Genomic DNA, 24,733 nt, shown 5'->3' on the forward strand with positions numbered 1-24,733 from the left:
CAGCGAACCTCACCCGGCGAGGGCCGCACCGTTTCCCCCCGCGCGAGAGTGAAGGTCAGCTTCCCATGAGGAAAATCCTCAACGTCGCTCACGTCTACATGATCCTTGGGCTGGTCAGCGGCCTGTACTACCGCGAGCTGACCAAGCTGACGGGCTTCACCGGCGACACGCAGCTGGGCGTCGTCCACACGCACCTGCTCGCGCTCGGGATGCTGTTCTTTCTCGTGGTCCTCGCTCTGGAGAAGCTGTTCGCGCTGACCTCCGTCCGGCTCTTCGGCTGGTTCTTCTGGATCTACAACGCCGGCCTGGCGGTGACCGTCGCCACGATGACCCTCCACGGCACCCTGACCGTCCTGGGCCGCCCCAGCGGTGAAGCCATCGCGTTGATCTCCGGACTGGGTCACGTCCTGCTGACCGTGGGCCTGATTCTGCTGTTCGTCACCTTGGGCAAGCGCATCCCCGCCAAGCCCGCTCCCGCGACCGACCCCGTCCCGGCCGACGCGGCACCGCGGAACGCCGAAGCCTGACGAGGGCTCATGGTCGCGCCCGGGCCTGACCCTCGACCAGGGTTGCGAATCCGTCGAGATGGCGCGCCAGGCTGTACTCGAACAGCCCGTCCAGGTCCGACACCGTCTCCTCCGGGATCGTGGCCAACAGCGGAAATCGTCCGCTGTCGAGGAGTTCGTCGGCGCGGTTCCGTTGCGCGAGCCACCACCGGTCGAGGGTCACGCCGGTCTCCTGCTCGGCCTCGACCTCGTCCGCCATCGACAGGGCGACGGTGATGACCAGTCCGTGCAGCGCGAGCGCCTCCCGGATGCAGGTCTCCATGGGCAGGCCGAGCCCGTCGAGTGCGCGCAGGGTCCATTCGGTGTGGGCCATCATGTTGGGCACTAGCAGCGGGCGCGTGAACGAGACGGCCCTGGGCAGCCAGAGGTGCCGCCGTACCAGCTGCCATTGCGCGCGGGAGATCAGTTCGAGCTTGGCCCGCCAGCCGTCCGGCCCGGGCACGGGGAGCTCCGGTTCGCCGAAGACCTCGTCGACCATCTGCGTCACCAGCTCGTCCTTGTTCTCCACGTGCCGGTAGAGCGACATCGGACCGGCGCCGAGCTCGGCCGCGAGCCGCCGCATGGACACGGCGTCGAGCCCTTCGGCGTCGGCGATCTTGATAGCGGTGCGGAGCATCTGCTCGCGATTGAGCGCCTGCTTGGGGACACCGGCCTGCCGCGGCCTCGGCGGCACGACCGGCTGCTTGAGGGTCGTACGTGAGCTGACCACCGCGCCGGAGCCGACCTTCGTCTCGACCAGCCCCTCGTCGCGCAGCGCCGCCATCACCTTGGTCGCGGTGGCGAGCGCGACGCCCCATCGCTGGGCGATCTGCCGGATGGACGGCATCCGGTCGCCGGGCCGCAGGGCGCCGCTCAGGATCCGGGCACGGATCTCCGCGACGATCCGCTGGTAGGGCGGATCCGTTCGCTGCATGGGGACCTCCTATCCATCGACAAGTGCACTAGTTCACTCTATACAGTACTAGTTCACTTCTTTCCCTTAAAACCGCGAGGAGAGCGGCTATCTGAATACTCTGTACGCATGACAGTTGATACGCCGTACGCATCCGTGCGGAAGGCGGATGGAGCAGACGAGCAGGCGGTGCTGGACGTCCTCACCGAGGCGTTCATGAACGACCCCCTCGCCTGCTGGCTCTTCCCCGAGGCGAGCGAACGAGGTCGGCTCCAGTCGTACTTCTACCGCTCCCTGCTGGCCCATCCCACCGCCGAGGCGTACCTGATCGGCGGTCGCGAAGGCGCCTCGTTGTGGCTGGCGCCGGCCACGGGCCGGACGTCCCACGAGGAGCCTCCGGGGGCCGACCAGGTCTTCGGCGAGAACGGAGCACGGCTGCAGGCCGTGGGCGAGGCGCTGGCCCAACGGCACCCCGGCCACGAACCTCACCTCTACCTCGCGTGCATGGGAGTGGTCGGCGGGCGGCAGGGCGCCGGACTCGGTACGGCGATGCTGCGGCACCGGCTGGAGCGGGCGGACGCCGACGGGCTCGCCGCGTACCTCGAGGCGAGTTCGCCCCGCAGCCGCGACCTCTACCTGCGGCACGGCTTCGAGGATCTCGGCGAACCGGTACGCGTGGCCGACAGCCCGCTCCTGTGGCCGATGTGGCGCCGGCCACGGCCTTGACCACCCACACAAACCCGCCGCGGCCTTGACCACCCACACAAACCCAACGAACAAGGAAGAGAGCGACGATGACCAACCATGAAGCAGGACGCGCGCCGACCCTGGTGTTCGTCCACGGGACCAACTCCTCCTCGGCCCTTGGCACGGGGCTGATCCGCGAACTCACCCTGCGCGGGCACCGAGCCCTGATGGTCGACCTTCCGGGACACGGCGACGAGGCGTTCTACCCCCGCGCGTACCAGGCCCCGCAGGACCTCCAGGCGCTGGCGACCGAGCCGTCGCCGCTCGCCAAGATCACCATTGACGACTACGTCGAACGCGTCGTGGACGTGGTCCGCCGCGCCCACCGCCTCGGGCCCGTGATCCTGGCCGGCGCCAGCCAGGGCGGCGTCACCGTGAGCAGGGTCGGCAACGCCATCCCCGAGCTGCTCGACCGGGTCGTCTATGTCGCCGCGTACTGCTGCGTGGACCTGCCGAACCTGACCGCCTACCTCTCCACCCCCGAGAACAGCGACAGCCTCCTCCCCCAAGTGACCCAGGCGCTGGTCGCCGACCCCGCGGTCCTCGGGGTGACCCGGCTCAACTGGCGCTCGGCCGACCCGGCGGTGTTCCGCGGCGTCAGGGAGGCCCTGGCCGGCGACTTCACCGACGAGGGGGTGAGCCGGCTGCTCAACCTGCTCGAACCGGATGAGACCGCCGGCATCCCCATGGCCGACGCCCGGGGCGAGGCGCACACGTGGGGCCGCATTCCCCGGACCTACGTACGTTTCACCCTCGACCGGCTGATCCCGCCGGCGCTGCAGGACCGGTTCATCCAGGAGGCCGACCGCCTCACGCCGGACAACCCGACCGACGTGCGAAGCGTTGCGGCGCCCCACGTCGGCCCCTTCGACCGGCCCGAAGTGGTGGAGATCTTCAGCGAGCTCCTCAGCCGTTAGTCCCGCGCGCGCGAGGTCTCAGGGGGTACGGACGTCGCGCGTGGTGCCATCCGCGATGGCCTGGAGTTTGTCCGGGTTGGCGATGTTGTGGATGGTGAAGATGCGGCCCTCGGCGTCGAAATCAAATGTGACGGTGGCGATCACCCGGCCCAGGCCGCTGAACACCACGCCCGGGCCGCCGTTGATCTCGACCAGTGCGGCGTTCATGTCGGCGGGCTCGACGCCCTGGTAGGTGACCTCACCGATCGCGGCGAACCAGGCGGCCACCGTCTCCGCGCCCACCACCGGCCGCAGCGCCTGGCGAACCTTGCCGCCGCCGTCGGTCCACAGGGTGACGTCCGGGGACAGCAGTTCCATGAGGGTGTTGATGTCGCCGCCGGTCGCGGCGGCGAGGAAGCGTTCGGTGACGTCGCGTTGCCGCGACCGGTCCGCGGTGAACCGGGGCCGCCGGGCCCGTACGTGCTCGCGAGCACGGTGCGCGGCCTGGCGCACCGCGGACTCGGAGCGCTCCACCGCCTCCGCGATCTCGGCGTGGCTGAAGCCGAAGACCTCCTTCAGCACGAAGACCGCGCGCTCGAGCGGGCTCAGGGTCTCCAGCACCACCAGCATCGCCGTCGACACCGACTCGGCGTTCGTGACGTCGTCGGCGGTGTCGCCGCTGGTCAGGATCGGCTCCGGAAGCCACGGCCCGACGTAGGTCTCGCGCTGGTGCTGCGTGGAGCGCAGCCGTTGCAGCGCCAGGTTCGACACGATCCGCGCCAGATAGGCCTTGGGATCGGTCACCTGCGAACGGTCGGCGGCCGACCATTTGATCCAGGCCTCCTGGACCGCGTCCTCAGCGTCCGCCACGGTGCCGAGGATGCGGTAGGCCACGGAGAACAGCAGGTTGCGATGCTGGTTGAAGACCTGCTGGTCGCGATCGGAGTACGGCTGCGTCACCGCATACCCCTGGTGAAGCGGCCGCCGCGGGGCCAGAACGCGCCCGAGGCGGGCAGCTTCTTCATGCGGCCATAGGTCGGCCAGGGCGAGGCGGTCACCGTCTCCTTATACCGTGCCGCCGTCCGGCCGGTGAGATAGACCCGTCGGGGGCTGTCGTCGGGGTGGGTGAACTGGACGACGGCATCGTGCCGCCCCAGGCTCACCGGCGTGTGGTAGTAGCCGAAACGGAACGGCTTGGGCCGCCTGCCGTCCAGCGTGCGGACGATCGACACCGCGGCGTGCACACCGGTCGGCATGCCGCTCTGGCACGTGCCGTGCATGACGCCGTACTCCTGCCGGATCGCGGCCGCGTCGCCCACGGCGTACACGTCCGGGTGCGACACCGACCGCAGCGCGGCATCGGTGACGACCCGGCCACGCTCGTCGACGGTCAGCCCGGCCGCGGCCGCCAGCGGCGACACCCGCGTACCGCTCGTCCACAGCACGACGTCGGCGGCGACGAGCTCCCCGCCCGCCAGCTCCACCGCGTCCGGCAGCACCTTCACCACCTCGGCCCCACTGAGCACCCGGACGCCCAGGCGCGCGAGCGCGGCCTGCAGATACGCCCTCGGCTTGGGACTCATGGCCGCGCCGGGCTCCTGCCGGCCCAGCAGCACGACGTCCAGCTCCGGGTACTGCTCGGCGATCTCCGCGGCCGACTCGACGCCGGTCAGCCCGCTGCCGCCGACCACGACCGTGCCACGGCCCAGCCGAGCCAGCCGATCGGCCAGCAGCTCGGCGTCCTGCGCGCTGTTGAGCGTGTACGCGTGATCCTCCACGCCCGGCACCGCCGACGTGTCGGCCAGGCTGCCCAGCCCGTACACCAGCGTGTCGTAGTGCAGCACCCGGTCGTCGTCGATCCGTACGAGCTTCGCGTCCGCGTCCACCGCCGTCGCCCAGCCCCGCACGAACCGCGCGCCCGTGCCCTCCAGCAGCTCCGGGATGCTCAGCTCGGCGACCCGCTGCCCGGTCGCCGACATGTGCAGCCGCAGCCGCTCGGTGAACCGCTCCTGCGCGTTCACCAGGGTCACCCGCACGTCCTCGCGCCGCGTACCCCGAGCCGCGAGCTGGATCGCCGCGGCCATGCCCGCGTACCCCGCCCCCAGAATCAGCACCCGATGTTCGGTCATCTTTGCGCCCTTCTCCTCGCACTGACGACCACGTGATGCAAGCTGCTCGCCGATACGTGACACGGGCCGGATGTGACGTGCGCCACACCCCGCCTCACGAACGGACTACGGAGACTTTCGCCTGGTCAGCGGTCACGAGAGGGCGCGAACGAGGGCGCTATCGCGGGCTCAGAACACAGAACTCATGGCCATCGGGATCGGCCATGACCACCCAGTCGACCTCGCCCTGACCGATGTCGACGCGCGTCGCCCCGAGGGCGACGAGCCGCTCGACCTCCGCTTGCTGATCACCGCCGGCGGGCGGAGCGAGGTCGAAATGCAGCCGGTACTTCCCGGTCTTCGGGTCCAGCGGCGGACCGCCCCAGGTGATCTTCGGGCCGCCCTGCGGCGAGCGGATCGCGGTCTCCTGGTCCTGATCCCAGACCAGCGGCCAGCCCAGCGCCTCGCTCCAGAAGTAGCCGACCTCCTGCGAACCGTCGCACGCGAGCGCCCCGACGAATCCGCATTCGGCGAGGAAGTTGTTGCCCGGCTCGATCACGCAGAACTCGTTGCCTTCGGGGTCCGCGAGCACGACATGCTCATCCTCCGGACCTTGACCGACGTCGATGTGCCGGGCGCCGAGCCCGAGCGACCTCGCCACTGTCTCCCGCTGATCCTCGAGGGACTTGCTCGTCAGGTCGAAGTGCATCTGGTTCTGGCTGATCTTCTGCGCCTGGGACGGCAGGAACCGGATCCGGAACCCGGTGTCATCGCTCGGCAGGAGCGCGACGCCGTCCCGAGGGTCGTCGGCCAGCTTCCAGTCCAGGACGCCGGCCCAGAAGCGCGCGAGACGGAGCGGGTCGTGTGCGTCGAAGCAGAGCGCGTGGAGGCGACAAGCCATTCCGCTCCGCACCTCCGATCTGCTGATTCAAAGCCGCAGAAAAGGCACGTCCGCCGCGCCCATGGAGAAAATAACGTCTGGCACACGGGCCCCGCCACGCATTTTCTCCCGCGCCCGTCGCCCCACCACGGAGCGGCGGATCGCGCGCAACCTCGTTTGAACTGCAGAAACACTATGGTCGGCTAGTGGTGCGATATGCCCTGGAAGTGCCCTGCGAGGAGGCGCGGTTCTGCCCCGGCCACGTGCCCGGTGCCCGGTGCGTGATGGAGTCGTCTGCTTTGATCCCAGCCATGGAATATGAAGCGGCAGCCTACGAGCCGATGACTCCGGCGCATCATGCGGTCGAGCACAGCGACCTGGCGGAGCTGACTCGGTTACTCGACGCCGGTACCGATCCAAATGAGGTGTGGTCCAACATGACCTTGCTCTTGCATGCGATCGACGTGGAAGCCGATGGAGCAGCCCAGACCGGGCAGTCACTGGACGCTGCATGTACCGCAGTGCTTTTGGCCTACGGCGCTGATCCCGAACGTCCGGGCCCTGACGGGGACGTCCCGCAACTCTTCGCCTTCCACTACGGTCACGGACCGGCCGTTCGGCTGCTTGAGGCTCATATCGCTCGTCTTCACGGCGGCACGGTGCCGATCCTCTGTCCCGAGCTTCCTCCGGCGGAACCACGTCCGTGGCCAATGTGAACCTGCGACTTCTTGCTCCCAAAGCAGCCCTCGCGATCGGGAGGAGCGGTCTTTGCCGAAGTCGATGGACTGGCTAGTGTGCCGCACTGTGCACTGACGGGCCGAAGAATGCCTTCCGATGTCACTCAGTTCGTCGCTGAGGCGTGGAACCAGAGCGGAACTGAGGATCTGTGCTGAGATGTGCTGAGACCGGACCGGACGAAGGGATCCTCAATGAGCGATCGGGGCACGGCTTCGTTCGAGGACAATGTGGCCCACGAAGAGGTTGAGCAGTTCTCGGACGAGGCTCGGGAGCGGTTACGAGAGGCGGCCGAAGCGTTCGCGGCAGAGGTGCTTCAGCACACCGAGACCTTGTGTGGGATGGAGGGGCGCCAACGGGAAATTGCGGAGATCTTCGCGATGGACAGCCCGCTCTCGGAGGCAGCTCGTCGCTTCGGCGATGCCCAGTTCGATCTCACCGGGATCTCCCCGTCCCTCGATTACCGCATTGAGGACGACGAAGAAGAGGAGCCTGTGGAAACGGGGGCCGCGGAAACGGAGTCCGCGGAGCGGATCGCCGTACTCATTCGCCACGACTTCCTGATCAACGACCGGGAGGCGCTGATGGCTGCCGGCCGGGCTGCCTACCTGCATGTGTGGCCGGACGACGTCGAGGATGACGCCGAATTTGACGTGCAGACCGTGAGCCGGGCCGTCTACCAGCTCATGCACGCCTCGGGTGAGGACACTATCCTCGATGATGTCCCGGGTCTTAGGCCCACCAGAAGCATTCAGCTCACGCTTGACGTGAACGAACCCCTCGACTTCGACGACCCCTTCTCCATCTACTACGGCGACGACAAGTGACTCATGCTCGTCGCTCGGCCTGGAACTGTGTATCGCTCAGCTTTATCAAAGCCGGTGATACGACTCCAACCAGAATCCCATGGTTTCGATCAGCCCACGGCGATTCGGCGGCAGCGCCGGCCAGTCAAGCGGGTTCACCTTCGTTCAGCCCAGTTCATCCAGCGTGGCTCCTGATCTGGCTCCCTTTCAGGCTGTCAGCCGATCGCGTCCTTCCCGCCACACGGGAGAGGTGGTTTGCTTGGTTCCCGCACGTTGCACACCGCCGGAAGAGGGACTGATGAGGTCAGCGAGGCGTGCCTCCCGGAACGGGCTGGCCGCTTTCTTCATCATGGCCATGCTTACTGCCTGTGCTCCTGCGGTTGCTGTATCGAAGGTTCCATCTCCAGAGCCGACCTGGTACGGAACGGGAACGAACGAGAAGGTCGCAGCTGATGAGATATGCCCTGAGGGCGACGGGCCCAGAGGGCTGGACTGCCGCAAGACAGATTCCACATACAAGGCAGCTCCTAGATTCGACGCATGCATGGAGCAGCACCAAGTCAAGAACGCGAACATCCTGTGCCATCGCACTTTGATCGCCTGGTTCGAATGCAAATATGGCGCACAGTCGAACGGCGTTACTTCTAGGATGTGCGACGCTTCGGCCGACTCCTATCTGTCCTGCCGTACACGAACTCCTGCCCGTTCTGACCATGTCTGTGCGGCTGGCGAACGAGAGCACCTGCGGTGCCCCGGATCGTATGGTGACCCCTTCGTCGACTGTGGAGACTTACGGCATTCTTATTATGAATGTCGCGATGATCCCAGAGGGAGTGACCCGTTCTGTGCCACGTATCTTGAGGTTCTGAGCGTCTGCCGCACACTAAAGGTCGGGTGTGCCGACCTGCTCGACAAGTTCCTCACCTGCACAGACGTGCAACTATCCCCCAATGAATGCGCTTTCGGCCAGCGGATGAGGATCTATTGCCTCCGCGACATCAATGAAGGCGTTTTCCACAAGGCGGACACATGTGACGGTCAATGGCGTCAGGCGATGACTGAATGCCTGGATGAGGACCAACGCACTGTTCTGTGTTCGATGGGTGCGGGCTGGCGAGATGCGAGCTATTCGATCTGCGAGGGTCAGACAGGTGTCGCCTATCTGAAAGGTCGAGCGACAGAGACGCACATTTGTTGGACGGGTGGCGATGCCGCCGAACTCATGGATGAGGTGGCGGCAGGCATCTCGGAAGACACGTACCTGCGCGTGGTCCACTTGAATGGCGAAATCAGCTACGAGGTCATGCACCCTAAAGTCCAAGGAACCCTGTAGAAGTCTTACGCTCGTCAAGCGACGTCCTGCTCTTTGGCCTGCGGTAACACCCTGAATCACCAACCTCGGTGCACCCCTTGCCTGTCCATCCCGCCCGCCCACTACGGAGCGGCAGCGAGCCGGATGGATCCCATGACCCGCATATGTCCGGGCGCCATCCCGGAGCCGGAGCGCCCCCGCCTGCACATCCCCATGTGCAGGCGGGAACCGGCGGCTGTTCCCAGTCCAGCCCGGCGCCTGCTGAGCGGAATCGTACTGTCGCGCGGCGCGGGCCCGTTCGAGTCGTCCGCGCCAGCCGTCCGGCGTCGTTCTCAGCCGGCCGCCGGGAGGGTCAGCGGGAGGCGGGGGCGTGCCTGCCGTGACGGCGGCGCGTGCGGCCAGTCGACGCGTTGTTTCGTACGGCCCTGCGTGACAACCTGATCCGCCGCGATTACGTCAACGCGAAGATCTGGAAGCCCTCCATTACGGCGGCGGGCCTGCTTCCTGACACGACCTGCGTCACACCTTCGCCAGTACGCCTCCGGCGTCCCCATTTCGGAGGTCTCCAGGTGGCTCGGTCATGAGTCGATTGCCACCACCGTGGATCTGTACGGTCACCTCGTACCGGATCCGCTAGAGCCAGAGAAGCGCTGGACAGGGTGTTTGGCGCCCCTGGCCTTGGGGCATCCCCGTTCCCTCCCAGGTCAGAGAGGGATTGGGTGACGAGTCGGCCTGTAGGCCGGGTTCTGTCCTTCGTGAGAAGGGGCGACCATCCATCTAGGGCCGCCGTTGCCGGCGGCCTCGAGCGGTCTACCCGCGCGGCTCGGGCGGGCAGCCCTCGAACGTCGCGCGCGGGACGCTCCGGAGAGCGTCCCTTCTTGACCTTGCTCCGGGTGGGGTTTACCTAGCCGCCCACGTCACCGTGGGCGCTGGTGGTCTCTTACACCACCCTTTCACCCTTACCTCCCGTCAACCGGGAGGCGGTCTGCTTTCTGTGGCACTGTCCCGCGGGTCACCCCGGGTCGGTGTTACCGACCACCCTGCCCTGTGGAGCCCGGACCTTCCTCGGCGGGCCGGATGGCCCGACGCGGTCGCCCGGCCGACTCGTCTGCAGCATTTTACCAAGCTCCGGGGCGTTCCCGGTCAACGCCGCAGGTGTGAGGTGTCGTTGAACGACTTCACCACGGCCGGGCCGTCCGCGTAGTACTCGATCAGCGACATGCAGGCCACGTCGAGGTGCATGCGGTAGAGGGACTCCAGCGGGGCCATCAGGGCCAGCCGCAGCAGCATCTTGATGGGTGTGACGTGGGAGACCGCGAGGACGGTCTTGCCCTCGTAGCGCTCCACCAGCCGCTCCCCCGCCGCCTGGACGCGCCGGGCGACCGTGGCGAAGCTCTCGCCGCCGGGCGGGGCGGTCTCCGGGTCGGCGAGCCAGGTGGAGAGCTCGGCGGGCCAGCGGCGCTGGACCTCCGTGAACGTGTGGCCCTCCCAGTCGCCGAAATCGAGTTCCCTGAGGTCCTCGTCCACCTCGACGTCGAGCCCGGTCCGCCGCGCGACCGCCTCCGCGGTCTGCCTGGCGCGCTTGAGGGGCGAGCTGACGATCACATCCAGCCGGTACGGCTCGCGCGACAGCCGTTCGGCGGCCGCCGCGGCCTGGGCCAGGCCGTTGGCCGTGAGCTCGGCGTCGCCCCTGCCCGAGAACCTGCGCTCCACGGACAGCGCGGTCTCGCCGTGCCTGAGCAGGAGCAAGGACGTGGCCACGCGGGTGGGCGGGGCCCAGCCGGTGCCCTTGGCGGGCGCCTTGGCCGTGCGTTGCTGGGCCGCGGCGGTGGAGGCGGTTGGGGCGGATATTTCGGAGATGGTGCCCGTGGCGCCGATAGCGCCTATGTCGAGGAGGTCTGTCTGCTGGGCGATGGCAGGCGGTGTGGTGGTGGGTGCCGTGGCGCGGGCCGTGGAGGGCTCTCCCGCTCCCGCTGCGGTCGGGGGCTCTTCCTGGAGCTCCGGTTGGGTGGTGCCGCCGGCCTTCCAGGTCAGGCCCTTGGCGGCCGCGTCCATGGCCTCGTTGGCCAGGCGGTCGGCGTGCTTGTTGCGCTCGCGGGGGATCCAGGTCCACTCCGTCACCCGCAGCCGTCTGACCAGGGATCCGGCTTCCATCGCGAGCGGCCGCAGCCCCTCGTTCTTGATCTTCCAGCGGCCCGCCATCTGCTCGATGACCAGCTTCGAGTCCATCCGGACGGCCACCGGCGCGCCCTCGCCGCCGAGCCGGAGCACGGCCTGCAGGCCGGCGATCAGGCCACGGTATTCGGCGACGTTGTTGGTCGTGACGCCGATGGCCTCAGCCGCCTCCGCCAGCACCTGGCCGTCGGAGGCGTCCATGACCACCGCGCCGTAGCCGGCGGGCCCCGGGTTGCCGCGGGATCCGCCGTCCGCCTCGATGACGTAGGAGGTCACAGGCCTGACTCTGCCGTACGTACGAGGATGCGCCGGCACTCCTCACAACGGAGGACGTCGTCGTGGGGCGCGGCCTTGATGCGGTTCATCTCGGCGATGGACAGGGCCACCTTGCACCCCTGGCACCGGCCGCCCCGCAGCATCGCGGCGCCCACGCCGTACTGGTCCTTGAGCTTCTCGTAGAGCGCCAGCAGGTCGGCGGGAATCTCGCCGGAGACGCCGCCCCGGCGACCCTGGACCTCCGAAGCCTCCTTGTCGATCCCCTGGAGTCCCTCGTCGCGGCGGGCCTCGGCGGTGGACAGGGCGGCGGCGAGCTCGTCACGCTGCGCGATCAGGTCGGTGACCTTGGTGTCGGCGGCCTCCCTGCGCTCCATGATCTCCAGCACGACCTCTTCCAGGTCGCCCTGGCGCTTGTGCAGCGAGGCGATCTCGGACTGCAGGCTGGAAAGGTCGCGCGGCGAGGTCACGGCGCCGGAGTCGAGGCGCTTCTGGTCACGGTCGGCACGCGTGCGCACGGCGTCGACGTCGCTCTCCGCCTTGGCCTGCTCGCGGGCCAGGTCGCCCGCCTCGGTCTCGGCCTCGATCACCTGGGTGGCGACCTTGGCGAACAACTTCGACCGCTCGTCGATCTCGGCCAGCTCGGGCAGGGTGCGGCGGCGGTGGGCCAGCCGGTCAATCACGGAGTCGAGCTCTGCCAGGTCGAGCAGTCTCTTCTGTGCCTCAGGGGCTGCTTTCATGATCAATATCCTTTTGTCCAAGCATCGGTGACCGTGGCGGAGACGCGCGTTTCAACGGTAACGCCACTCGAGTGCAGGATGGACGCCGCGCTGTCCAGCCAGGGCCACTCGGTCGCCCAGTGCGCGGCGTCGATGAGCGCGGGCCCGCCCGACTCCACGAACTCACTCGCCGGATGATGCCGCAGATCCGCCGTCAGGAACACATCGACCTCGGCCGCCTTGGCCGTGCCGAGCAGGGAGTCGCCGGCGCCGCCGCTGACCGCGACGCGGGTGACGGGCCGGTCGAGGTCGCCTGCCACGCGGATCCCCCAGGACGTACGGGGCAGGCCCTTGGACGCCTGCGCCGCGAAGTCGCCCAGCGTCATCGCCGAGGGCAACTCGCCGATGCGGCCCAGACCCCGCCACGGGTCGTCCGGGAACGGCTGGAGCGGCACCAGGTCGCCCACCAGGCCCACGACCCTGGCCAGGGCGTCCGACACGCCGGGGTTGGCCACGTCGGCGTTCGTGTGGGCGGTGTAAAGCGATATGTCGTTCTTTATCAGGGTGTGGATCAGGCGGCCCTTCGGCGTGGTCGCGGCCACGCTGGTGGTGCCGCGCAGGTACAGGGGGTGATGGGTGACGATCAGGTCGGCCCGCCACTCCAGGGCCTCCTCGGCCACGGCCGCCACCGGGTCGACCGCGAACAGCACCCGGCGCACCTCCTGCGCCGGATCCCCGCAGACCAGCCCCACGGCGTCCCACGACTCGGCCCGGGCGGGCGGGTAGGCCGCCTCGAGCACCTCGATCACGTTCTTCAACGACACAGCAGCCACCTGCGCAGACTATCGGCACGGGAGAGGGTGTCGGTGGTACGGCGTTCGGCGTAATGTAAGTGAATCCTGACCTGCGGAGGGCGGCATGTCACCAAGCGTCGCGATCGTCGGAGCGGGGTTCGGCGGGCTGTGCATGGCGATCCGGCTCGAACGGGCCGGGATCCGCTCGTACACGGTCTTCGAGAAGGCGGACGACCTCGGGGGCACCTGGCGCGACAACAGCTATCCCGGGGCGGGGTGCGACATTCCCTCGCATCTTTACTCGTACTCATTCGAGAAGTACGCGAGCTGGACCCGCCGTTACCCAGAACAGCCCGAAATTCTTGGATATCTTGAACATTGCGCCGATAAATACGACGTCAGGCGAAAAATCCGGTTCGGCGCGGAAGTCCAGCGCGCCGACTTCGACGGCACCAGGTGGCAGGTGACGAGCGGCGGCCGCACCGAGCCGTTCGACATGGTCGTCACCGGCGCGGGCCAGCTCAACCGCCCCCACCTACCCGATATTCCGGGAATGCCGGACTTCGGGGGCGTCTCCTTCCACTCCGCCCGCTGGAACCACACCCACGACCTCACCGGCCGCCGCGTCGCCGTGATCGGGAACGGGTCGTCGGCGGCCCAGCTCATCCCGCGCATCGCCGAGCAGGTCGAGCGCCTGTACGTCTTCCAGCGCACCCCGAACTGGGTCATCCCCAAGCCGGACACCACCTTCGGACCGCTGGCCAGGCTGGGGTTCCACTACGTGCCCGGCCTCCAGCGCGCCTACCGCGAGTGGCTCTACCGGTACGCCGAGGCCACCCTCTATCCCGCGCTCGCCCAGGGTTGGAGCGCGGACCTGCTCAGGAAACGCGCCCTGCGGCACCTGCACGACCAGGTGCCCGACCCGGCGCTGCGGGCCAAGCTCACGCCCGACTACCCGCCGGGCTGCAAGCGGGTCGTCATCGACAGCTCCTTCTATCCCGCGCTGACCAGGCCCAACGTCGACGTGGTGACGGACAGGATCGTACGGATCACGCCCACGGGCGTCGAGACCACCGAGGGCCCGCACGAGGTGGACACGATCGTCTACGCCACCGGCTTCCGGACCACCGAGTTCCTGGCCCCGATGGAGATCACCGGGCGCGACGGCCGCACGCTGGAGGAGCAGTGGAAGGGAGGGCCCGAGGCGTACCTGGGCATCTCCGTGCCGAACTTCCCCAACCTCTTCCTCCTGTACGGCCCCAACACCAACCTCGGCCACAACTCCATCGTCTTCATGATCGAGTGCCAGGTGGAGCACATCATGTCCTGCCTGCCGTACCTGTCCGCCAACGGGCCGATCGAGGTGCGGCCCGAGGTGATGGCGGCCTGGCGCGGGCAGCTCGACGCGGCGATGGCGCGGATGGTGTGGGGCGGCGGCTGCCGGAGCTGGTACAAGACGGCCGAGGGCCGCGTGACGAACAACTGGCCGGGCCCTACCACCCTCTACCGCCGCCTCACCGCCAGACCCCCGGCCCCCGCCTACCGCCCCGTCGGCCTGAGGACGCTGTAGCCGCGACAGTGCGGGCCCGGATCTGCGGTCCCGGATCCGAGGCCCCGGGCTCCCACGACGCCAGACGCCGAGCACGCGGTACCGCGGAGCGCGCCGCGCCGTGGGACGACGATCCGCCGGCGATCCCGCCGGGGACGTCCGGCGGGGCCGCGCAGGCGAGCGTAAAGGGACGTCCGGCGGGGCCGCGCAGGCGAGCGTAAAGGGACGTCCGGTGGGGACTCGTGGACGTGCGTAAGGGGACGTCCGGCGGGGCCGAGCGGGCGTGCGTAAATGGAGGGGTGAACGGTGGTGTGAAGATCAGGGAGTTGCGGCAGATCGACGAGTTCGAGGAGGTCTACCGGCTCTTCGACGACATCTGGCACCCGGCGCCGCACAACCCGCCCGTGACGATGGAGCTGATGATCGGGTTCGCGCACACGGGCAACTACGTGGCGGGCGCGTACGACGAGGGCGGCACGCTCGTGGGCGCCTCGGTCGGGTTCAGGGCGGCGGAGCGGACGCTGCACTCGCACGTGACCGGCGCGGTCATCGGCAGGGGCATCGGCCACGCGCTCAAGTCGCACCAGCGCGAGTGGTGCCTGGGTCAGGGGCTGGAACGGATCACCTGGACGTTCGACCCCCTCGTACGCAGGAACGCGCGGTTCAACCTGGTCAAGCTGGGCGCCATGCCGGAGGAGTACCTGGAGGACTTCTACGGGAAGATGGCCGACGCGATCAACGAGGGTGACGCGTCCGACCGGCTGCTGGCCGCGTGGCGCCTTACAGAAACGGCGAAACCCGGCGAACCGCCCGCCGCCGAGGCGCTCCTGTCGGACGAGGGCGGGTGGCCCGTGGCCAAGGAGGCGCGGGGCGGCACGGTGCTCGTGGGGACGCCGGCGGACGTCGAGCGACTGCGGCGCGAGAACCCGGCGGCGGCCGCGGCGTGGCGGCTGGCCGTGCGTGACGCGCTCGGCCGGCGTATGAAAGCGGGCTGGCGCGTCGTGGGTTTCACCGAACGCGGAGAATACGTGGTCAAGCAGGCTAACTAGGTATTCCACCAGAGTTTGCGGTCTCTGTAATGTGGCGGCTAGGCAACGCTTAGCAAGGAGATTCGCATGGCGGAGTTCACCCCGACCGTTCCCGCGCGAGTCCTACCGTCCGTCACCGTCCGCGACCTGCCCGACCCTCCCCGATCGACCTGGCGCATCATCGGCCCGGGGCTGGTCGGCGCGGGTGTGGGGCTGGCGTCGGGCGAATTCATTCTCTGGCCGTACATCGCCTCCCAAGTCGGGCTCATTTTCGTCTGGGGAGCCGCGATCGGCATCATCACGCAGTGGTTCCTGAACATGGAGATCGAGCGTTACACGCTGGCCACCGGCGAGACCGCGCTCACCGGCTTCAGCCGGATGTGGAAACACTGGGGCCTGGTCTTCGTGGTGATGACGCTCTGCTCGAACCTCTGGCCCGGCTGGGTCACCACGTCCGCGACGATGGTGACGTACCTGACCGGGTCGGGCGCGGGCAGCGTGCGGTGGATCGCGATCGGCATGCTCGTCGTGATCGCGCTCGGCCTGACGCTGGCGCCGGTGATCTACACCGCGCTCGAACGGGTCATCTTCGTGAAGATCATCCTGGTGGCCACGCTGATCCTGGTCGCCGTCCTGTTCGCGATCAACGCGGAGAGCTGGGTCCAGCTGGGCAAGGGCCTGACCGTCGGCGCCCGGATCCCGGTGCCGCCGCTGGAGTTCTCGCTGCTGATGGGCGCCATCGCCTACGCCGGCGCGGGCGGCGGCCAGAACCTCTGCCAGAGCAACTGGATCCGCGACAAGGGCTTCGGCATGGGCCAGTACGTGCCGCGCCTGGTCAGCCCGGTGACCGGCCAGGAGGAGGCGGCCGCCTCGACCGGCTTCCAGTTCGCGCCCACCAAGGAGAACCTGGCGCGCTGGCGGCAGTGGTGGCGCTTCGCGAACATCGAGCAGGCCTGGACCTTCGCCGTGGTGTCGTTCCTGACGATCGCGTTCATGTCGATGCTGGCCTACTCCACCGTGTTCGGCCGGGAGGGGCTGGCCAACGGCATCCAGTTCCTCAAGGTCGAGGGCGAGGTACTGCAGGAGGTCGTCGGGCCGTGGTTCGGCGTGCTGTTCTGGGTGATCGGGGCGCTGGCGCTGTTCGCCTCCGCCATGGGCATCGTCGACTACACCTCGCGGCTGGCCTCCGACACGATCAAGACGGTCTACCTGCGTGACAAGCCCGTCTCGGTGAACCGCGTCTACTTCTACACCGTCTGGGCGATGGCGCTGATCGGGATCGCCTTCCTGCTGGCGGGCTTCGACCAGCCGCTCATCCTGCTGGTGCTCTCGGCGTGCTTCGCGGCCGTGATGATGTTCGTGTACTCGATCCTGCTGATCATCCTCAACCGGCGGTCGCTGCCCGAGCCCATCAAGGTGCGTTCGTACCGGCTCGGCGCGCTGATCTGGTCGGTGGCGTTCTTCGGCACGCTGACCGTGATGGTGCTCATCCAGCAGGCGGACAAGCTGTTCGGCTGATCGTCAGGGAGTGACCTGCCCCGGAAGTTGACCTCAACCTCGCTTGAGGTTACAGACTCGGCCGCATGAACGTGATCGAGGTGACGAGGTTCGGCGGTCCCGAGGTGCTGGAGGTCCGGCAGGCGCCGGAGCCGGAGGCCGGCCCGGGGCAGGTGCTCATCGGCGTGTCGGTGGTGGACGTGATGTCGCTCGACGCGCAGCTGCGGGCCGGGTGGGGACGGGAGTGGTTCCCCGGCGAGCCGCCGTTCGTGCCCGGCACCGGCGTGGCCGGCCGGGTGCTGTCGGTGGGCGACGGGGTGGACGGCGCGTGGGCGGGGCGGCGGGTGGCCGCGTTCCTGCCCGGTGGCGGCGCGTACGCCGAGCGGGTCGTGGCCGACGTCGAGACGGTGGTCGCGGTGCCCGACGAGGTGCCCCTGTGGCGGGCGGCCGCGCTGATCCAGGTCGGGCCCGCGGCCCTGAGCCTGGTCGAGGCGGCCGAGCTGAAGCCAGGGACGCGGGTGCTGGTCACGGGGGCCGGTGGCGCGCTGGGGCTGCCGATCGTGGGGCTGGCGCATGCGGCGGGGGCGCAGGTGACGGCCGCCGCCCGCGGCGCGGCGAAGCGGGCCGCGGCCCTGGGCATGGGCGCGGCGCGGGCCGTCGGCTACGACGAGCTCGGCGGGCCCTTCGACGTGGTGTTCGACGGGGTCGGCGGGGAGGTCGGCGGCGCCGCGTACGAGCTGGTCGAGCCCGGCGGCACGTTCTTCGCCTACGGCGTGCCCAGCGGCTCGACCGCCCGGATCGAGCCCGGGGCCGCGCGGGTGGTGGGCATGGAGCAGGTCCAGTTCGCCCCGGACGAGTTCCGGCGGCTGGCCGGGCGGGCCCTGGAGCACGACATCCTGACGACCGTCGTGGGGCTGGCCGTGCCGCTGGAACGCGCGCACGAGGCCCACGCCGCCCTGGGGAGCCGCGAACTGGTCGGCAAGGCGGTCCTGCTGGTCACCGCCCAGGCCGTCCGCTACCGCGCCCACGGCGGTCCGGAGGTGCTGGCGCTGGAGGAGATCCCGCTCCCCCAGCCCGGCCCGGGACAGCTGCGGATCGCGGTCAGGGCGGCCGGGGTCAACCCCATCGACTGGAAAATCCGCCGCGGCCTCATGGGCGCGCCCCTCGGCGAGCCTCAGGGCACCGGGCTCGAACTGGCCGGGACGATCGACGCCCTCGGCCCCGGGGTGACCGGGTGGCGGCTGGGTGACCCCGTGTTCGGTCAGGTCGAGGGAGGTGCCGCCGCCACGCACGCGATCGCGGACGCGGGCCTGCTGGCGGCCAAGCCGGACGATCTGACGTACGAGGAGGCCGCCGCGCTGCCCGTCGCCGTCGAGACGGCCCGGCGCGCGCTGGGCGGGCTGGGCCTGGAAAAGGGCCAGACGCTGCTGATCCACGCGGTCGCGGGCGGCGTCGGGCTGGCCGCCGCACAGCTCGCCCTCGCCGCGGGCGCCCGCGTCGTCGGGACGGCCGGCGAGCGCCACCACGCCTTCCTGCGCGGCCTCGGCGTCCACCCGGTCACGTACGGCGAGGGCCTGGAGGAGCGCCTGCCCGGCCCCGTCGACCGGGTGCTGGACGCCTCCGGCAGAGGCGAGCTGGAGCTGTCGGTGAAGCTGGCCGGCGACCCCGCCAACGTGATCACCATCGCCGACCGGGCCGGCGCGGCCGAGCTCGGCGTGCGCTTCTCGTCCGGCGGCGCGAAGGGGCCGGTGGACCACCAGAACGTCCGGATCCCCATCGCGGAGGCGTTCCCCCTGGAGCGGATCGCCGACGCGCACCGGCTCAGCGAGGACGGCCACTTCCTGGGCAAGATCGTGGTGAACACGGAAGGGACCTTGCCGCGATAGCGCGGCACACTGGTCTCATGCTGGAAACCTCGGCCCGCCTGCTGAAGCTCCTGTCCCTGCTCCAAGCGCGCCGTGACTGGACCGGCCCCGAGTTGTCGTCCCGGCTCGGGGTATCCACCAGGACGATCCGCAACGACGTCGAGCGCCTGCGCACGCTCGGCTACCCCGTGCACGCCACGCCCGGGGTCGCGGGCGGCTACCGGCTGGGCGCCGGGGCCTCGCTGCCGCCGCTGCTGCTCGACGACGAGGAGGCCGTCGCGGTGGCGGTCGGGCTCGGCCGGGCGGCCGGGGGCGGCGTCGAGGGCATCGAGGAGACCTCCGTGCGGGCCCTGGCCAAGCTGGAGCAGGTGCTCCCGTCCCGGCTGCGCCGCCGGGTGAACGCGCTCAACACCTACACCGTGCAAATACCGGGGCAAGTACCGGGCGACGGGCCCGCCGTACCCCCCGAGGTGCTGACCACGATCGCGAACGCGGCCCGCGACCACGAGCGGCTGCGCTTCGACTACACCGGCCACGACGGCGCGACGGCGGTGCGGAACGTGGAGCCGCTCCGCCTGGCGCACCGGCGCGGCCGCTGGTACCTCGTGGGGTACGACGTCGAGCGGCAGGGCTGGCGCACGTTCCGGGTGGACCGGGTGCGCCCGCGCACCCCGGCCGGGCCCAGGTTCACCCCGCGCGAGCCGCCGGAGGGCGGCGACGTGGCGGCGTACGTGGAGAAGGGCGTCAACACGGCGACGTGGCGCCACCGGGGCACGGTGCTGGCGCACGCCCCGGCCGACCGGCTGCCCCGCCTGCCGCTGGGGCTGGAGGTGGAGCCGGTGGACGAGGCCACCTGCCTGGTCAGGCTGGGCGGCGACGACCCGGACAGCATGGCCAGGTGGATCGGGTTGATGGGCGTGGACTTCGAGGTGCTCGACCCGCCCGAGCTGGCCGAGGCCGTGCTGAGGCTCTCCGAGCGCTACCGGCGGGCGGTCAGCGAACGGTAGGGCTCCGGTCAGCGGGCGGCCCCAGGCTCGGCGGCATGAAGAACATGACGCGGGTGGCGGGCGGCAAGGACGATTTCCAGCTCGTGCACCACCTCACGCTCACGGGCAGCCAGTTCGAGATCGGCAGGGCGCTCACCGAGGAGGCCCGCCGGCTGGGCTGGGCCCCCATACCGGCCGACCCGGCGGTGAACCGGGCCCGCAGGACGTGGTTCGAGCGGCACTGGCCGCAGCACCACGCCCGCATGGACGGCGCGGCGGCGGTCCTCGGCCTCGACCCCGACCAGGACGATCTGGCCCTCGACGGGCTGAACTACGTCCCCGAGGGCACCGGCTGCTCGGCCCTGTGGATCCCGCCGTCGGCCGCCGCGGACGGCCACGGCCGGGTGGGCCGCAACTACGACTTCTTCCCGATGACCAGCAGCGAGGTGATGGGCACCGCGCCCAGGCCGGGCGAGCTGCCGATGGCCTCGCGGCCCTACGTGATCACGACGGTGCCCGACGAGGGGCTGGCCTCCACCGTGATCACCATGTCGGACCTCGACGGCTGCATGGACGGCATCAACTCGGCCGGCCTGGCGGTCGTGCTGCTGGTGGCCGACTTCGAGCACGCCGCGCCGCCGGAGCACGTCGCGCCGCAGGTCGGGGTGGGGAGCGTGCAGCTGCCCAGGTTCCTGGTCGACACCTGCGAGAACGTGGAGCAGGCCAAGCAGGCGCTCCTGGGCGCCAAGCAGTACGACCACGGCACCTCCCTGCACTACCTGGTGGCCGACGCCCACGGGCAGGCGTTCGTGTGGGAGCGCGGCAGGGACGGCAGCGAGCACATCGTCCAGCTCGGCGACGGCCCGCTCTGCGTCACCAACCACCTGCTGCACCGCCACCCCGATCCGATGAACCTGCCCGAGGACACCCCGGGCAGCTTCAGGACCTACGAGCGGCTGCGCACGCTGTACGAAGGCAGCAAGGGCGCCGCCGTGTCACCGCGGGAGCTGCGCGACCACCTGCGCGCGGTCCGGCAGTCCGAGGACCCGGCCCTGCCGTTCCGCACGTTGTGGACGACCGTCTTCGACACCGCCGACCGCACCCTGTCGGCCCGCTTCTACCTGGGAGACGGCCGGACCTACAGCGAGGAGCTGGTCTTTCACCCCTCCGACAGGTAGTCCTCGCGCACCTTGGAGCGCGACAGCTTGCCCGTGGGCGTGCGCGGCAGCAGGGAGCGGTATTCGATCTCCTTCGGGTGCTTGAACCTGGCGATGCGCGGCCCGCAGTGCTCCAGCAGCTCGGCGGTGAGTCCGGGGCCGGGCGTGACCCCTTCGGCGGGCTGGACGAGGGCCACCACGTGGTGGCCCCACTCCTCGTCCGGCACCCCGATGACGGCCACGTCCGCCACCGCCGGGTGCTCGAGCAGGGCGGCCTCGATCTCGGCGGGGTAGATGTTGACCCCGCCGGAGACGATCAGGTCGGTCCGCCGGTCGCACAGGAACAGGTAGCCGTCCTCGTCCAGGTAGCCGATGTCGCCCGGCGAGTACCACTCCCCCAACATGCTGGCGGCCGTCTTCGCCGGGTCCTTGCGGTACTCGAACGTGCCCATGGCCGACTTGACGTAGATCAGGCCGGGCTCGCCGGCCGGCAGCTCGGCGCCGTCCTCGTCCACGATCTTGGCCTCGAACGTGGGCACCGGCCGCCCCACCGTGCCGGGCCTGGCCAGCCAGTCGTGCGGCTTGACCGCGAACGCGATCGTCGACTCGGTGGAGCCGTAGTACTCGTACAGCACCGGCCCCCACCAGTCCATGATCTGCTGCTTGACCGCGACGGGGCAGGCGGCGGCGGTGTGGATGACCTGGCGCAGGCTCGACACGTCGTACTTGCCCCTGACTTCCTCCGGCAGCTGCAGCATGCGGTGGAACATGGTCGGCACCATCATCGCGTTGGTGACCCGGTATCGCTCGACGAGCTCCAGGATCGTCACCGGCTCGAACTTCGGGGCGACGACCACGGTGTGCCCGAGGTGCAGCGCGAACTGGGTGTGCGCGCACGGCGCCGAGTGGTACATCGGCGAGGTCACCAGATGGACGTCGTCGCCCGGCCTGAGGTCCACGACCTCGCCGAGGAACCACTGGTAGGCGGGCACCATCTGCTCGGGCGCGACGCCCGGCAGCGGCCGCTGCACGCCCTTGGGGAAGCCGGTGGTGCCGGAGGTGTACCACATGACCGCCCCGGACGTCCGCTCGCCGGGCGCGTCGGAGGGCTGCCCTTCGGCCAGCCCCGCCGTGCCGATCTCCCCGCCGGGTACGGCGTGGTCAGGCCCGGTGACCACGACCTTGGCGTCGCAGTCGGCCAGGATGTATGCCACCTCGGACGCCGTCAGGTGCCAGTTGATCGGCACGTAGTAGAGCCCGATCTGCGCGGTCGCCATGACCATGACGATGGCGTCGATGCCGTTGGGCAGCACGCCCGCCACCACGTCGCCGGTGCCGAGCCCGCGGGCCCTGAGACCGTGCGACACCTGGTTGACCCGGGCGAGCAGCTCGCCGTAGGACGTCCTCGTGCCGTCGGCGTCGATCACCGCGAGGCGGTCCGGGTCGGCGGCGGCGATGGCGTAGAAGCCGGGCAGCTGGCTGACGTCCATTTAGAGCTCCAGCAGTTGAGCCAGGCGGGCGCGGTGGATGCGGGGCGGGCCGAGCAGCACCTCGTCCGCCTTGGCCCGTTTGTAGAACAGATGCGCGTCGTGCTCCCAGGTGAAGCCGATGCCGCCGTAGAGCAGCAGGTGGTCGCGGGCCACCTCGAAGCAGGCGCGGCCGACGTACGCCTGGGCGAGGGCGGCGGCGCCGGGCAGTTCCTCCGGCGACTCGTCGGCGGTCCAGGCGGCGTACCTGACGATGGACTCGGCCTGTTCGAGCTTGCAGTGCATGTCGGCCAGCTTGTGCTTGACGCCCTGGTAGGAGCCGATGTACCGGCCGAAGGTGACGCGGATCTTGGCGTAGGCCACGATGGCGTCCAGCGCCGCCCGCATCACGCCGAGCTGCTCGGCCGCCAGCGCCACGCACAGGCGGTCGCCGACCTCCGGCGCCGGCCCCAGCACGCGGGCGGGCGCGCCTTCCAGGACCACCCGCGCCTGGCCGCGTGTCAGGTCGAGCGTCTCCAGCGGGGTCCTGGTGACGCCGGGCCCGGCCAGCTCGACGGCGACCAGGAGCTCGCCGTCGCCGCCGCGCGCGGGCGCCACCAGCACGTCGGCCTCCATGCCGCTGAGCACCTGCGTCAGCGTGCCGCGCACGGCCCCGCCGTCGAGGTCGACGGGGGCCTGGGCGAGCGTGGCCGTGGTGCGGCCCTCCGCGACGGCGGCGAGCAGCTCCTTGTCGGGGGTGCGGGTCAGGGCGATCGTGGCGAACGCGGTGGCCAGGAACGGCCCGGGCAGCAGGGCCGCGCCCGTCTCCTCCAGCGCGACCGCCAGCTCGGCCAGGCCCGCGCCCGCGCCGCCGTACTCCTCCGGAATGATCAGGCCCGCCAGGCCCAACTCGCCGTTGAGCCTGGCGTACACCTGCGGGTCGTGGCCCTGCCGCGCCTTGGACAGCGGCGAGGCGGCGCCCAGGAAGGCGCGTACGGCCTCGCGCAGCTGCCGCTGCTCCTCATCGAGTACGAGCTTCACCCCTGCGTCCCCACCTTCAGGTCCTTGAACGGCACGGTCTTGTCCATCCGGGGCTCCGGCGGCAGGTTGAGCACGCGGTCGCCCACGATGTTACGCATGATCTCGTTGGTGCCGCCGCCCAGCGACATGGCCGGGGCCATCGAGATCGCCTGCGCGAGCGGGGAGTCGCCCAGGACGGCCTCCGGGCCGGCGAGCCGCGTGGCCAGGTCGGCCTGGAACATGGTCAGCTCGGCCAGCAGCAGCTTGGCGGCGCTGCCCCGGGCGCCGGGGAAGATCCCCGCCTCGGTCTCCTGGGCCAGCCGCTGGTTGAACAGCGCCAGGGCGCGGCTGCGGATGTGCAGCTCGACCAGCTCGTCGCGGACCAGCGGGTCGCCGGTGTCGACCACCCGGCGCAGCGCCTCCAGCGAGGTCGGGTCCTCCTTCTGGCCGCTCATTCCGACGCCCGCCGAGATCGACAGCCGCTCGTGCAGCAGGGTCGTGACGGCCACGCTCCAGCCGTCGTTGACCTCGCCGACGCGGTGCTCGTCGGGGATGGGGACGTCGTCGAAGAAGATCTCGTTGAAGTTGGACCTGCCGGTCATGTCCTTCAACGGCCTGACCGTGACCCCGGGGTGGCGCATGTCCACCACGAACATGGTCAGCCCCTTGTGCTTGGGCACCTCCACGTCGGTGCGGGCCAGCAGCAGGCCCCAGTCGGCGTGGTGGGCGACCGAGGTCCACACCTTCTGGCCGTTGACGATCCAGTGGTCGCCGTCGCGCTCGGCCCTCGTCTGCAGGCTGGCCACGTCGCTGCCCGCGCCCGGCTCGGAGAAGAGCTGGCACCAGATCTCCTCGCCGCGCAGCAGCGGCCGGACGAACCGCTCGCGCTGGGCGTCGGTGCCCCGGTCGACCAGCGTGGGCCCGGTCATGCCGAGGCCGATCGAGAAGACGTACGTGGGGAGGGTGAAACCGCGGGCCTCGGCGGCGAACGCGCGCTCCTCCGCCTGCGTCAGCCCCTGGCCGCCCCACTGCCGCGGCCACGTGATGCCGGAGTAGCCGGCGTCGTGGAGCTTGGCCATGAATTCCTTGGCCCGGGCGATCGGGTCTCCCCCGGGCCGGTCGTCCGCCGGGACATTTTCCTGCAGCCAGGTCCTGGCGGACCGCCGATAGTCAGCAAGGTTCACATCGACTCCTTGGCATCAGTGCTCACTTACTCTAGTCAGGCGACCGGATGCCGCATAGAGCACTGTTCTGCAGGTCTT

22 protein-coding genes, 1 other RNA gene and 1 pseudogene are annotated in these 24,733 nt (G+C 69.8%); 13 read left to right on the forward strand and 11 right to left on the reverse strand.

The window, feature by feature from the left end; translation table 11 throughout:
• Positions 1 to 65 precede the first annotated feature (65 nt).
• A complete protein-coding gene (locus AB0J87_RS16530; RefSeq protein ID WP_363965989.1) occupies positions 66 to 527 on the forward strand; it encodes a DUF2871 domain-containing protein in 462 nt (153 codons plus the stop codon).
• A gap of 7 nt (positions 528 to 534) precedes the next feature.
• Here the strand turns inward: AB0J87_RS16530 and AB0J87_RS16535 are convergent, their stop codons facing one another.
• Entirely contained in the window at positions 535 to 1,479 is a 945-nt protein-coding gene (locus tag AB0J87_RS16535; RefSeq protein WP_363965991.1) for a GntR family transcriptional regulator, read from the reverse strand.
• Positions 1,480 to 1,587: 108 nt separating this feature from the next.
• On the opposite strand from AB0J87_RS16535, the gene AB0J87_RS16540 reads away from it, so the two are divergent.
• Both AB0J87_RS16540 and AB0J87_RS16545 read left to right on the forward strand, forming a co-directional pair.
• Positions 1,588 to 2,184 (forward strand): GNAT family N-acetyltransferase, encoded by a 597-nt coding sequence (locus AB0J87_RS16540; protein ID WP_363965993.1) that lies wholly within the window; start codon positions 1,588 to 1,590, stop codon positions 2,182 to 2,184.
• A gap of 68 nt (positions 2,185 to 2,252) precedes the next feature.
• Positions 2,253 to 3,122 (forward strand): alpha/beta hydrolase, encoded by an 870-nt coding sequence (locus tag AB0J87_RS16545; RefSeq protein ID WP_363965995.1) that lies wholly within the window; start codon positions 2,253 to 2,255, stop codon positions 3,120 to 3,122.
• A gap of 18 nt (positions 3,123 to 3,140) precedes the next feature.
• On the opposite strand, the gene AB0J87_RS16550 is transcribed toward AB0J87_RS16545, so the two are convergent.
• The 3 genes from AB0J87_RS16550 to AB0J87_RS16560 form a co-directional block, all read right to left on the reverse strand.
• Positions 3,141 to 4,061 (reverse strand): RNA polymerase sigma-70 factor, encoded by a 921-nt coding sequence (locus tag AB0J87_RS16550; RefSeq protein WP_363965997.1) that lies wholly within the window; start codon positions 4,059 to 4,061, stop codon positions 3,141 to 3,143.
• The gene (locus AB0J87_RS16555; protein WP_363965999.1) at positions 4,058 to 5,230 is read right to left on the reverse strand and encodes an FAD-dependent oxidoreductase; all 1,173 of its coding nucleotides are present in this window, start codon (positions 5,228 to 5,230) and stop codon (positions 4,058 to 4,060) included. The genes AB0J87_RS16550 and AB0J87_RS16555 overlap by 4 nt, the downstream gene beginning before the upstream one ends.
• Positions 5,231 to 5,387: 157 nt before the next feature.
• Positions 5,388 to 6,110: a VOC family protein gene (locus AB0J87_RS16560; protein ID WP_363966001.1), complete on the reverse strand. Its 723-nt coding sequence runs from the start codon at positions 6,108 to 6,110 to the stop codon at positions 5,388 to 5,390.
• A gap of 290 nt (positions 6,111 to 6,400) precedes the next feature.
• Here AB0J87_RS16560 and AB0J87_RS16565 point away from each other — a divergent pair, with 290 nt between their 5' ends.
• The 3 genes from AB0J87_RS16565 to AB0J87_RS16575 all read left to right on the forward strand — a co-directional run bounded on the left by AB0J87_RS16565 (position 6,401) and on the right by AB0J87_RS16575 (position 8,963).
• Positions 6,401 to 6,805 (forward strand): ankyrin repeat domain-containing protein, encoded by a 405-nt coding sequence (locus AB0J87_RS16565; RefSeq protein ID WP_363966003.1) that lies wholly within the window; start codon positions 6,401 to 6,403, stop codon positions 6,803 to 6,805.
• 213 nt (positions 6,806 to 7,018) lie between these two features.
• On the forward strand, positions 7,019 to 7,651 hold the full coding sequence (locus AB0J87_RS16570; RefSeq protein ID WP_363966005.1) for a hypothetical protein: 633 nt from the start codon (positions 7,019 to 7,021) through the stop codon (positions 7,649 to 7,651).
• A 523-nt stretch (positions 7,652 to 8,174) separates the two neighbouring features.
• Complete coding sequence (locus tag AB0J87_RS16575; protein WP_363966007.1) at positions 8,175 to 8,963, forward strand: hypothetical protein; 789 nt, start codon at positions 8,175 to 8,177, stop codon at positions 8,961 to 8,963.
• Between the two features lie 698 nt (positions 8,964 to 9,661).
• Here the strand turns inward: AB0J87_RS16575 and rnpB are convergent.
• From rnpB to AB0J87_RS16595, 4 genes are all read right to left on the reverse strand, one after another.
• Positions 9,662 to 10,049, reverse strand: an RNA gene (gene rnpB / locus AB0J87_RS16580) — RNase P RNA component class A.
• Positions 10,050 to 10,085: 36 nt separating this feature from the next.
• Entirely contained in the window at positions 10,086 to 11,393 is a 1,308-nt protein-coding gene (locus tag AB0J87_RS16585) for a bifunctional RNase H/acid phosphatase (protein WP_363966008.1), read from the reverse strand.
• Positions 11,390 to 12,130 (reverse strand): C4-type zinc ribbon domain-containing protein, encoded by a 741-nt coding sequence (locus AB0J87_RS16590; protein ID WP_363966010.1) that lies wholly within the window; start codon positions 12,128 to 12,130, stop codon positions 11,390 to 11,392. Before AB0J87_RS16590 ends, AB0J87_RS16585 begins: the two co-directional genes overlap by 4 nt.
• A 2-nt stretch (positions 12,131 to 12,132) precedes the next feature.
• Positions 12,133 to 12,933 (reverse strand): Nif3-like dinuclear metal center hexameric protein, encoded by an 801-nt coding sequence (locus AB0J87_RS16595; protein ID WP_363966012.1) that lies wholly within the window; start codon positions 12,931 to 12,933, stop codon positions 12,133 to 12,135.
• Positions 12,934 to 13,027: 94 nt separating this feature from the next.
• Between AB0J87_RS16595 and AB0J87_RS16600 the strand changes: the two genes are divergently transcribed.
• The 7 genes and pseudogenes from AB0J87_RS16600 (at position 13,028) to AB0J87_RS16630 (ending at position 21,006) form a co-directional block, all read left to right on the forward strand.
• Positions 13,028 to 14,473, forward strand: coding sequence for an NAD(P)/FAD-dependent oxidoreductase (locus AB0J87_RS16600; RefSeq protein ID WP_363966014.1), 1,446 nt, complete (start codon positions 13,028 to 13,030; stop codon positions 14,471 to 14,473).
• 278 nt (positions 14,474 to 14,751) lie between these two features.
• Positions 14,752 to 15,501: a GNAT family N-acetyltransferase gene (locus AB0J87_RS16605; RefSeq protein ID WP_350722952.1), complete on the forward strand. Its 750-nt coding sequence runs from the start codon at positions 14,752 to 14,754 to the stop codon at positions 15,499 to 15,501.
• A gap of 66 nt (positions 15,502 to 15,567) precedes the next feature.
• Positions 15,568 to 16,998, forward strand: a complete 1,431-nt coding sequence (locus tag AB0J87_RS16610; RefSeq protein WP_363966016.1) for an Nramp family divalent metal transporter — start codon at positions 15,568 to 15,570, stop codon at positions 16,996 to 16,998.
• A gap of 182 nt (positions 16,999 to 17,180) precedes the next feature.
• Positions 17,181 to 17,957, forward strand: a pseudogene (locus tag AB0J87_RS16615) (zinc-binding dehydrogenase); the annotation flags it as partial.
• Positions 17,958 to 17,969: 12 nt separating this feature from the next.
• On the forward strand, positions 17,970 to 18,863 hold the full coding sequence (locus AB0J87_RS16620) for an NADP-dependent oxidoreductase (protein WP_363966616.1): 894 nt from the start codon (positions 17,970 to 17,972) through the stop codon (positions 18,861 to 18,863).
• Positions 18,864 to 18,880: 17 nt separating this feature from the next.
• Positions 18,881 to 19,849: a YafY family protein gene (locus tag AB0J87_RS16625; protein ID WP_363966018.1), complete on the forward strand. Its 969-nt coding sequence runs from the start codon at positions 18,881 to 18,883 to the stop codon at positions 19,847 to 19,849.
• 35 nt (positions 19,850 to 19,884) lie between these two features.
• On the forward strand, positions 19,885 to 21,006 hold the full coding sequence (locus tag AB0J87_RS16630) for a C45 family peptidase (RefSeq protein ID WP_363966020.1): 1,122 nt from the start codon (positions 19,885 to 19,887) through the stop codon (positions 21,004 to 21,006).
• Here the strand turns inward: AB0J87_RS16630 and AB0J87_RS16635 are convergent.
• Genes AB0J87_RS16635 through AB0J87_RS16645 form a run of 3 tightly spaced genes read right to left on the reverse strand, consistent with a single transcriptional unit; the run spans position 20,988 to position 24,655 of the window.
• Positions 20,988 to 22,475: an AMP-binding protein gene (locus AB0J87_RS16635; RefSeq protein WP_363966022.1), complete on the reverse strand. Its 1,488-nt coding sequence runs from the start codon at positions 22,473 to 22,475 to the stop codon at positions 20,988 to 20,990. The genes AB0J87_RS16630 and AB0J87_RS16635 overlap by 19 nt on opposite strands.
• A complete protein-coding gene (locus tag AB0J87_RS16640; protein WP_363966024.1) occupies positions 22,476 to 23,492 on the reverse strand; it encodes an acyl-CoA dehydrogenase family protein in 1,017 nt (338 codons plus the stop codon).
• Entirely contained in the window at positions 23,489 to 24,655 is a 1,167-nt protein-coding gene (locus AB0J87_RS16645; protein ID WP_355194287.1) for an acyl-CoA dehydrogenase family protein, read from the reverse strand. The genes AB0J87_RS16640 and AB0J87_RS16645 overlap by 4 nt, the downstream gene beginning before the upstream one ends.
• Positions 24,656 to 24,733 lie beyond the last annotated feature (78 nt).

Origin of the sequence: Nonomuraea sp. NPDC049625 (assembly GCF_040675285.1) — a bacterium.
GTDB classification, from domain to species: Bacteria; Actinomycetota; Actinomycetes; order Streptosporangiales; family Streptosporangiaceae; genus Nonomuraea; species Nonomuraea angiospora_A.

Coding starts and splice junctions, on each gene's coding strand:
- AB0J87_RS16530 (WP_363965989.1), top strand. CDS start 66: ATGAGGAAAATCCTCAACGTCGCTCACGTCTACATGATCCTTGGGCTG.
- AB0J87_RS16535 (WP_363965991.1), bottom strand. CDS start 1,479: ATGCAGCGAACGGATCCGCCCTACCAGCGGATCGTCGCGGAGATCCGT.
- AB0J87_RS16540 (WP_363965993.1), top strand. CDS start 1,588: ATGACAGTTGATACGCCGTACGCATCCGTGCGGAAGGCGGATGGAGCA.
- AB0J87_RS16545 (WP_363965995.1), top strand. CDS start 2,253: ATGACCAACCATGAAGCAGGACGCGCGCCGACCCTGGTGTTCGTCCAC.
- AB0J87_RS16555 (WP_363965999.1), bottom strand. CDS start 5,230: ATGACCGAACATCGGGTGCTGATTCTGGGGGCGGGGTACGCGGGCATG.
- AB0J87_RS16560 (WP_363966001.1), bottom strand. CDS start 6,110: ATGGCTTGTCGCCTCCACGCGCTCTGCTTCGACGCACACGACCCGCTC.
- AB0J87_RS16565 (WP_363966003.1), top strand. CDS start 6,401: ATGGAATATGAAGCGGCAGCCTACGAGCCGATGACTCCGGCGCATCAT.
- AB0J87_RS16570 (WP_363966005.1), top strand. CDS start 7,019: ATGAGCGATCGGGGCACGGCTTCGTTCGAGGACAATGTGGCCCACGAA.
- AB0J87_RS16575 (WP_363966007.1), top strand. CDS start 8,175: ATGGAGCAGCACCAAGTCAAGAACGCGAACATCCTGTGCCATCGCACT.
- AB0J87_RS16590 (WP_363966010.1), bottom strand. CDS start 12,130: ATGAAAGCAGCCCCTGAGGCACAGAAGAGACTGCTCGACCTGGCAGAG.
- AB0J87_RS16600 (WP_363966014.1), top strand. CDS start 13,028: ATGTCACCAAGCGTCGCGATCGTCGGAGCGGGGTTCGGCGGGCTGTGC.
- AB0J87_RS16610 (WP_363966016.1), top strand. CDS start 15,568: ATGGCGGAGTTCACCCCGACCGTTCCCGCGCGAGTCCTACCGTCCGTC.
- AB0J87_RS16625 (WP_363966018.1), top strand. CDS start 18,881: ATGCTGGAAACCTCGGCCCGCCTGCTGAAGCTCCTGTCCCTGCTCCAA.
- AB0J87_RS16630 (WP_363966020.1), top strand. CDS start 19,885: ATGAAGAACATGACGCGGGTGGCGGGCGGCAAGGACGATTTCCAGCTC.
- AB0J87_RS16635 (WP_363966022.1), bottom strand. CDS start 22,475: ATGGACGTCAGCCAGCTGCCCGGCTTCTACGCCATCGCCGCCGCCGAC.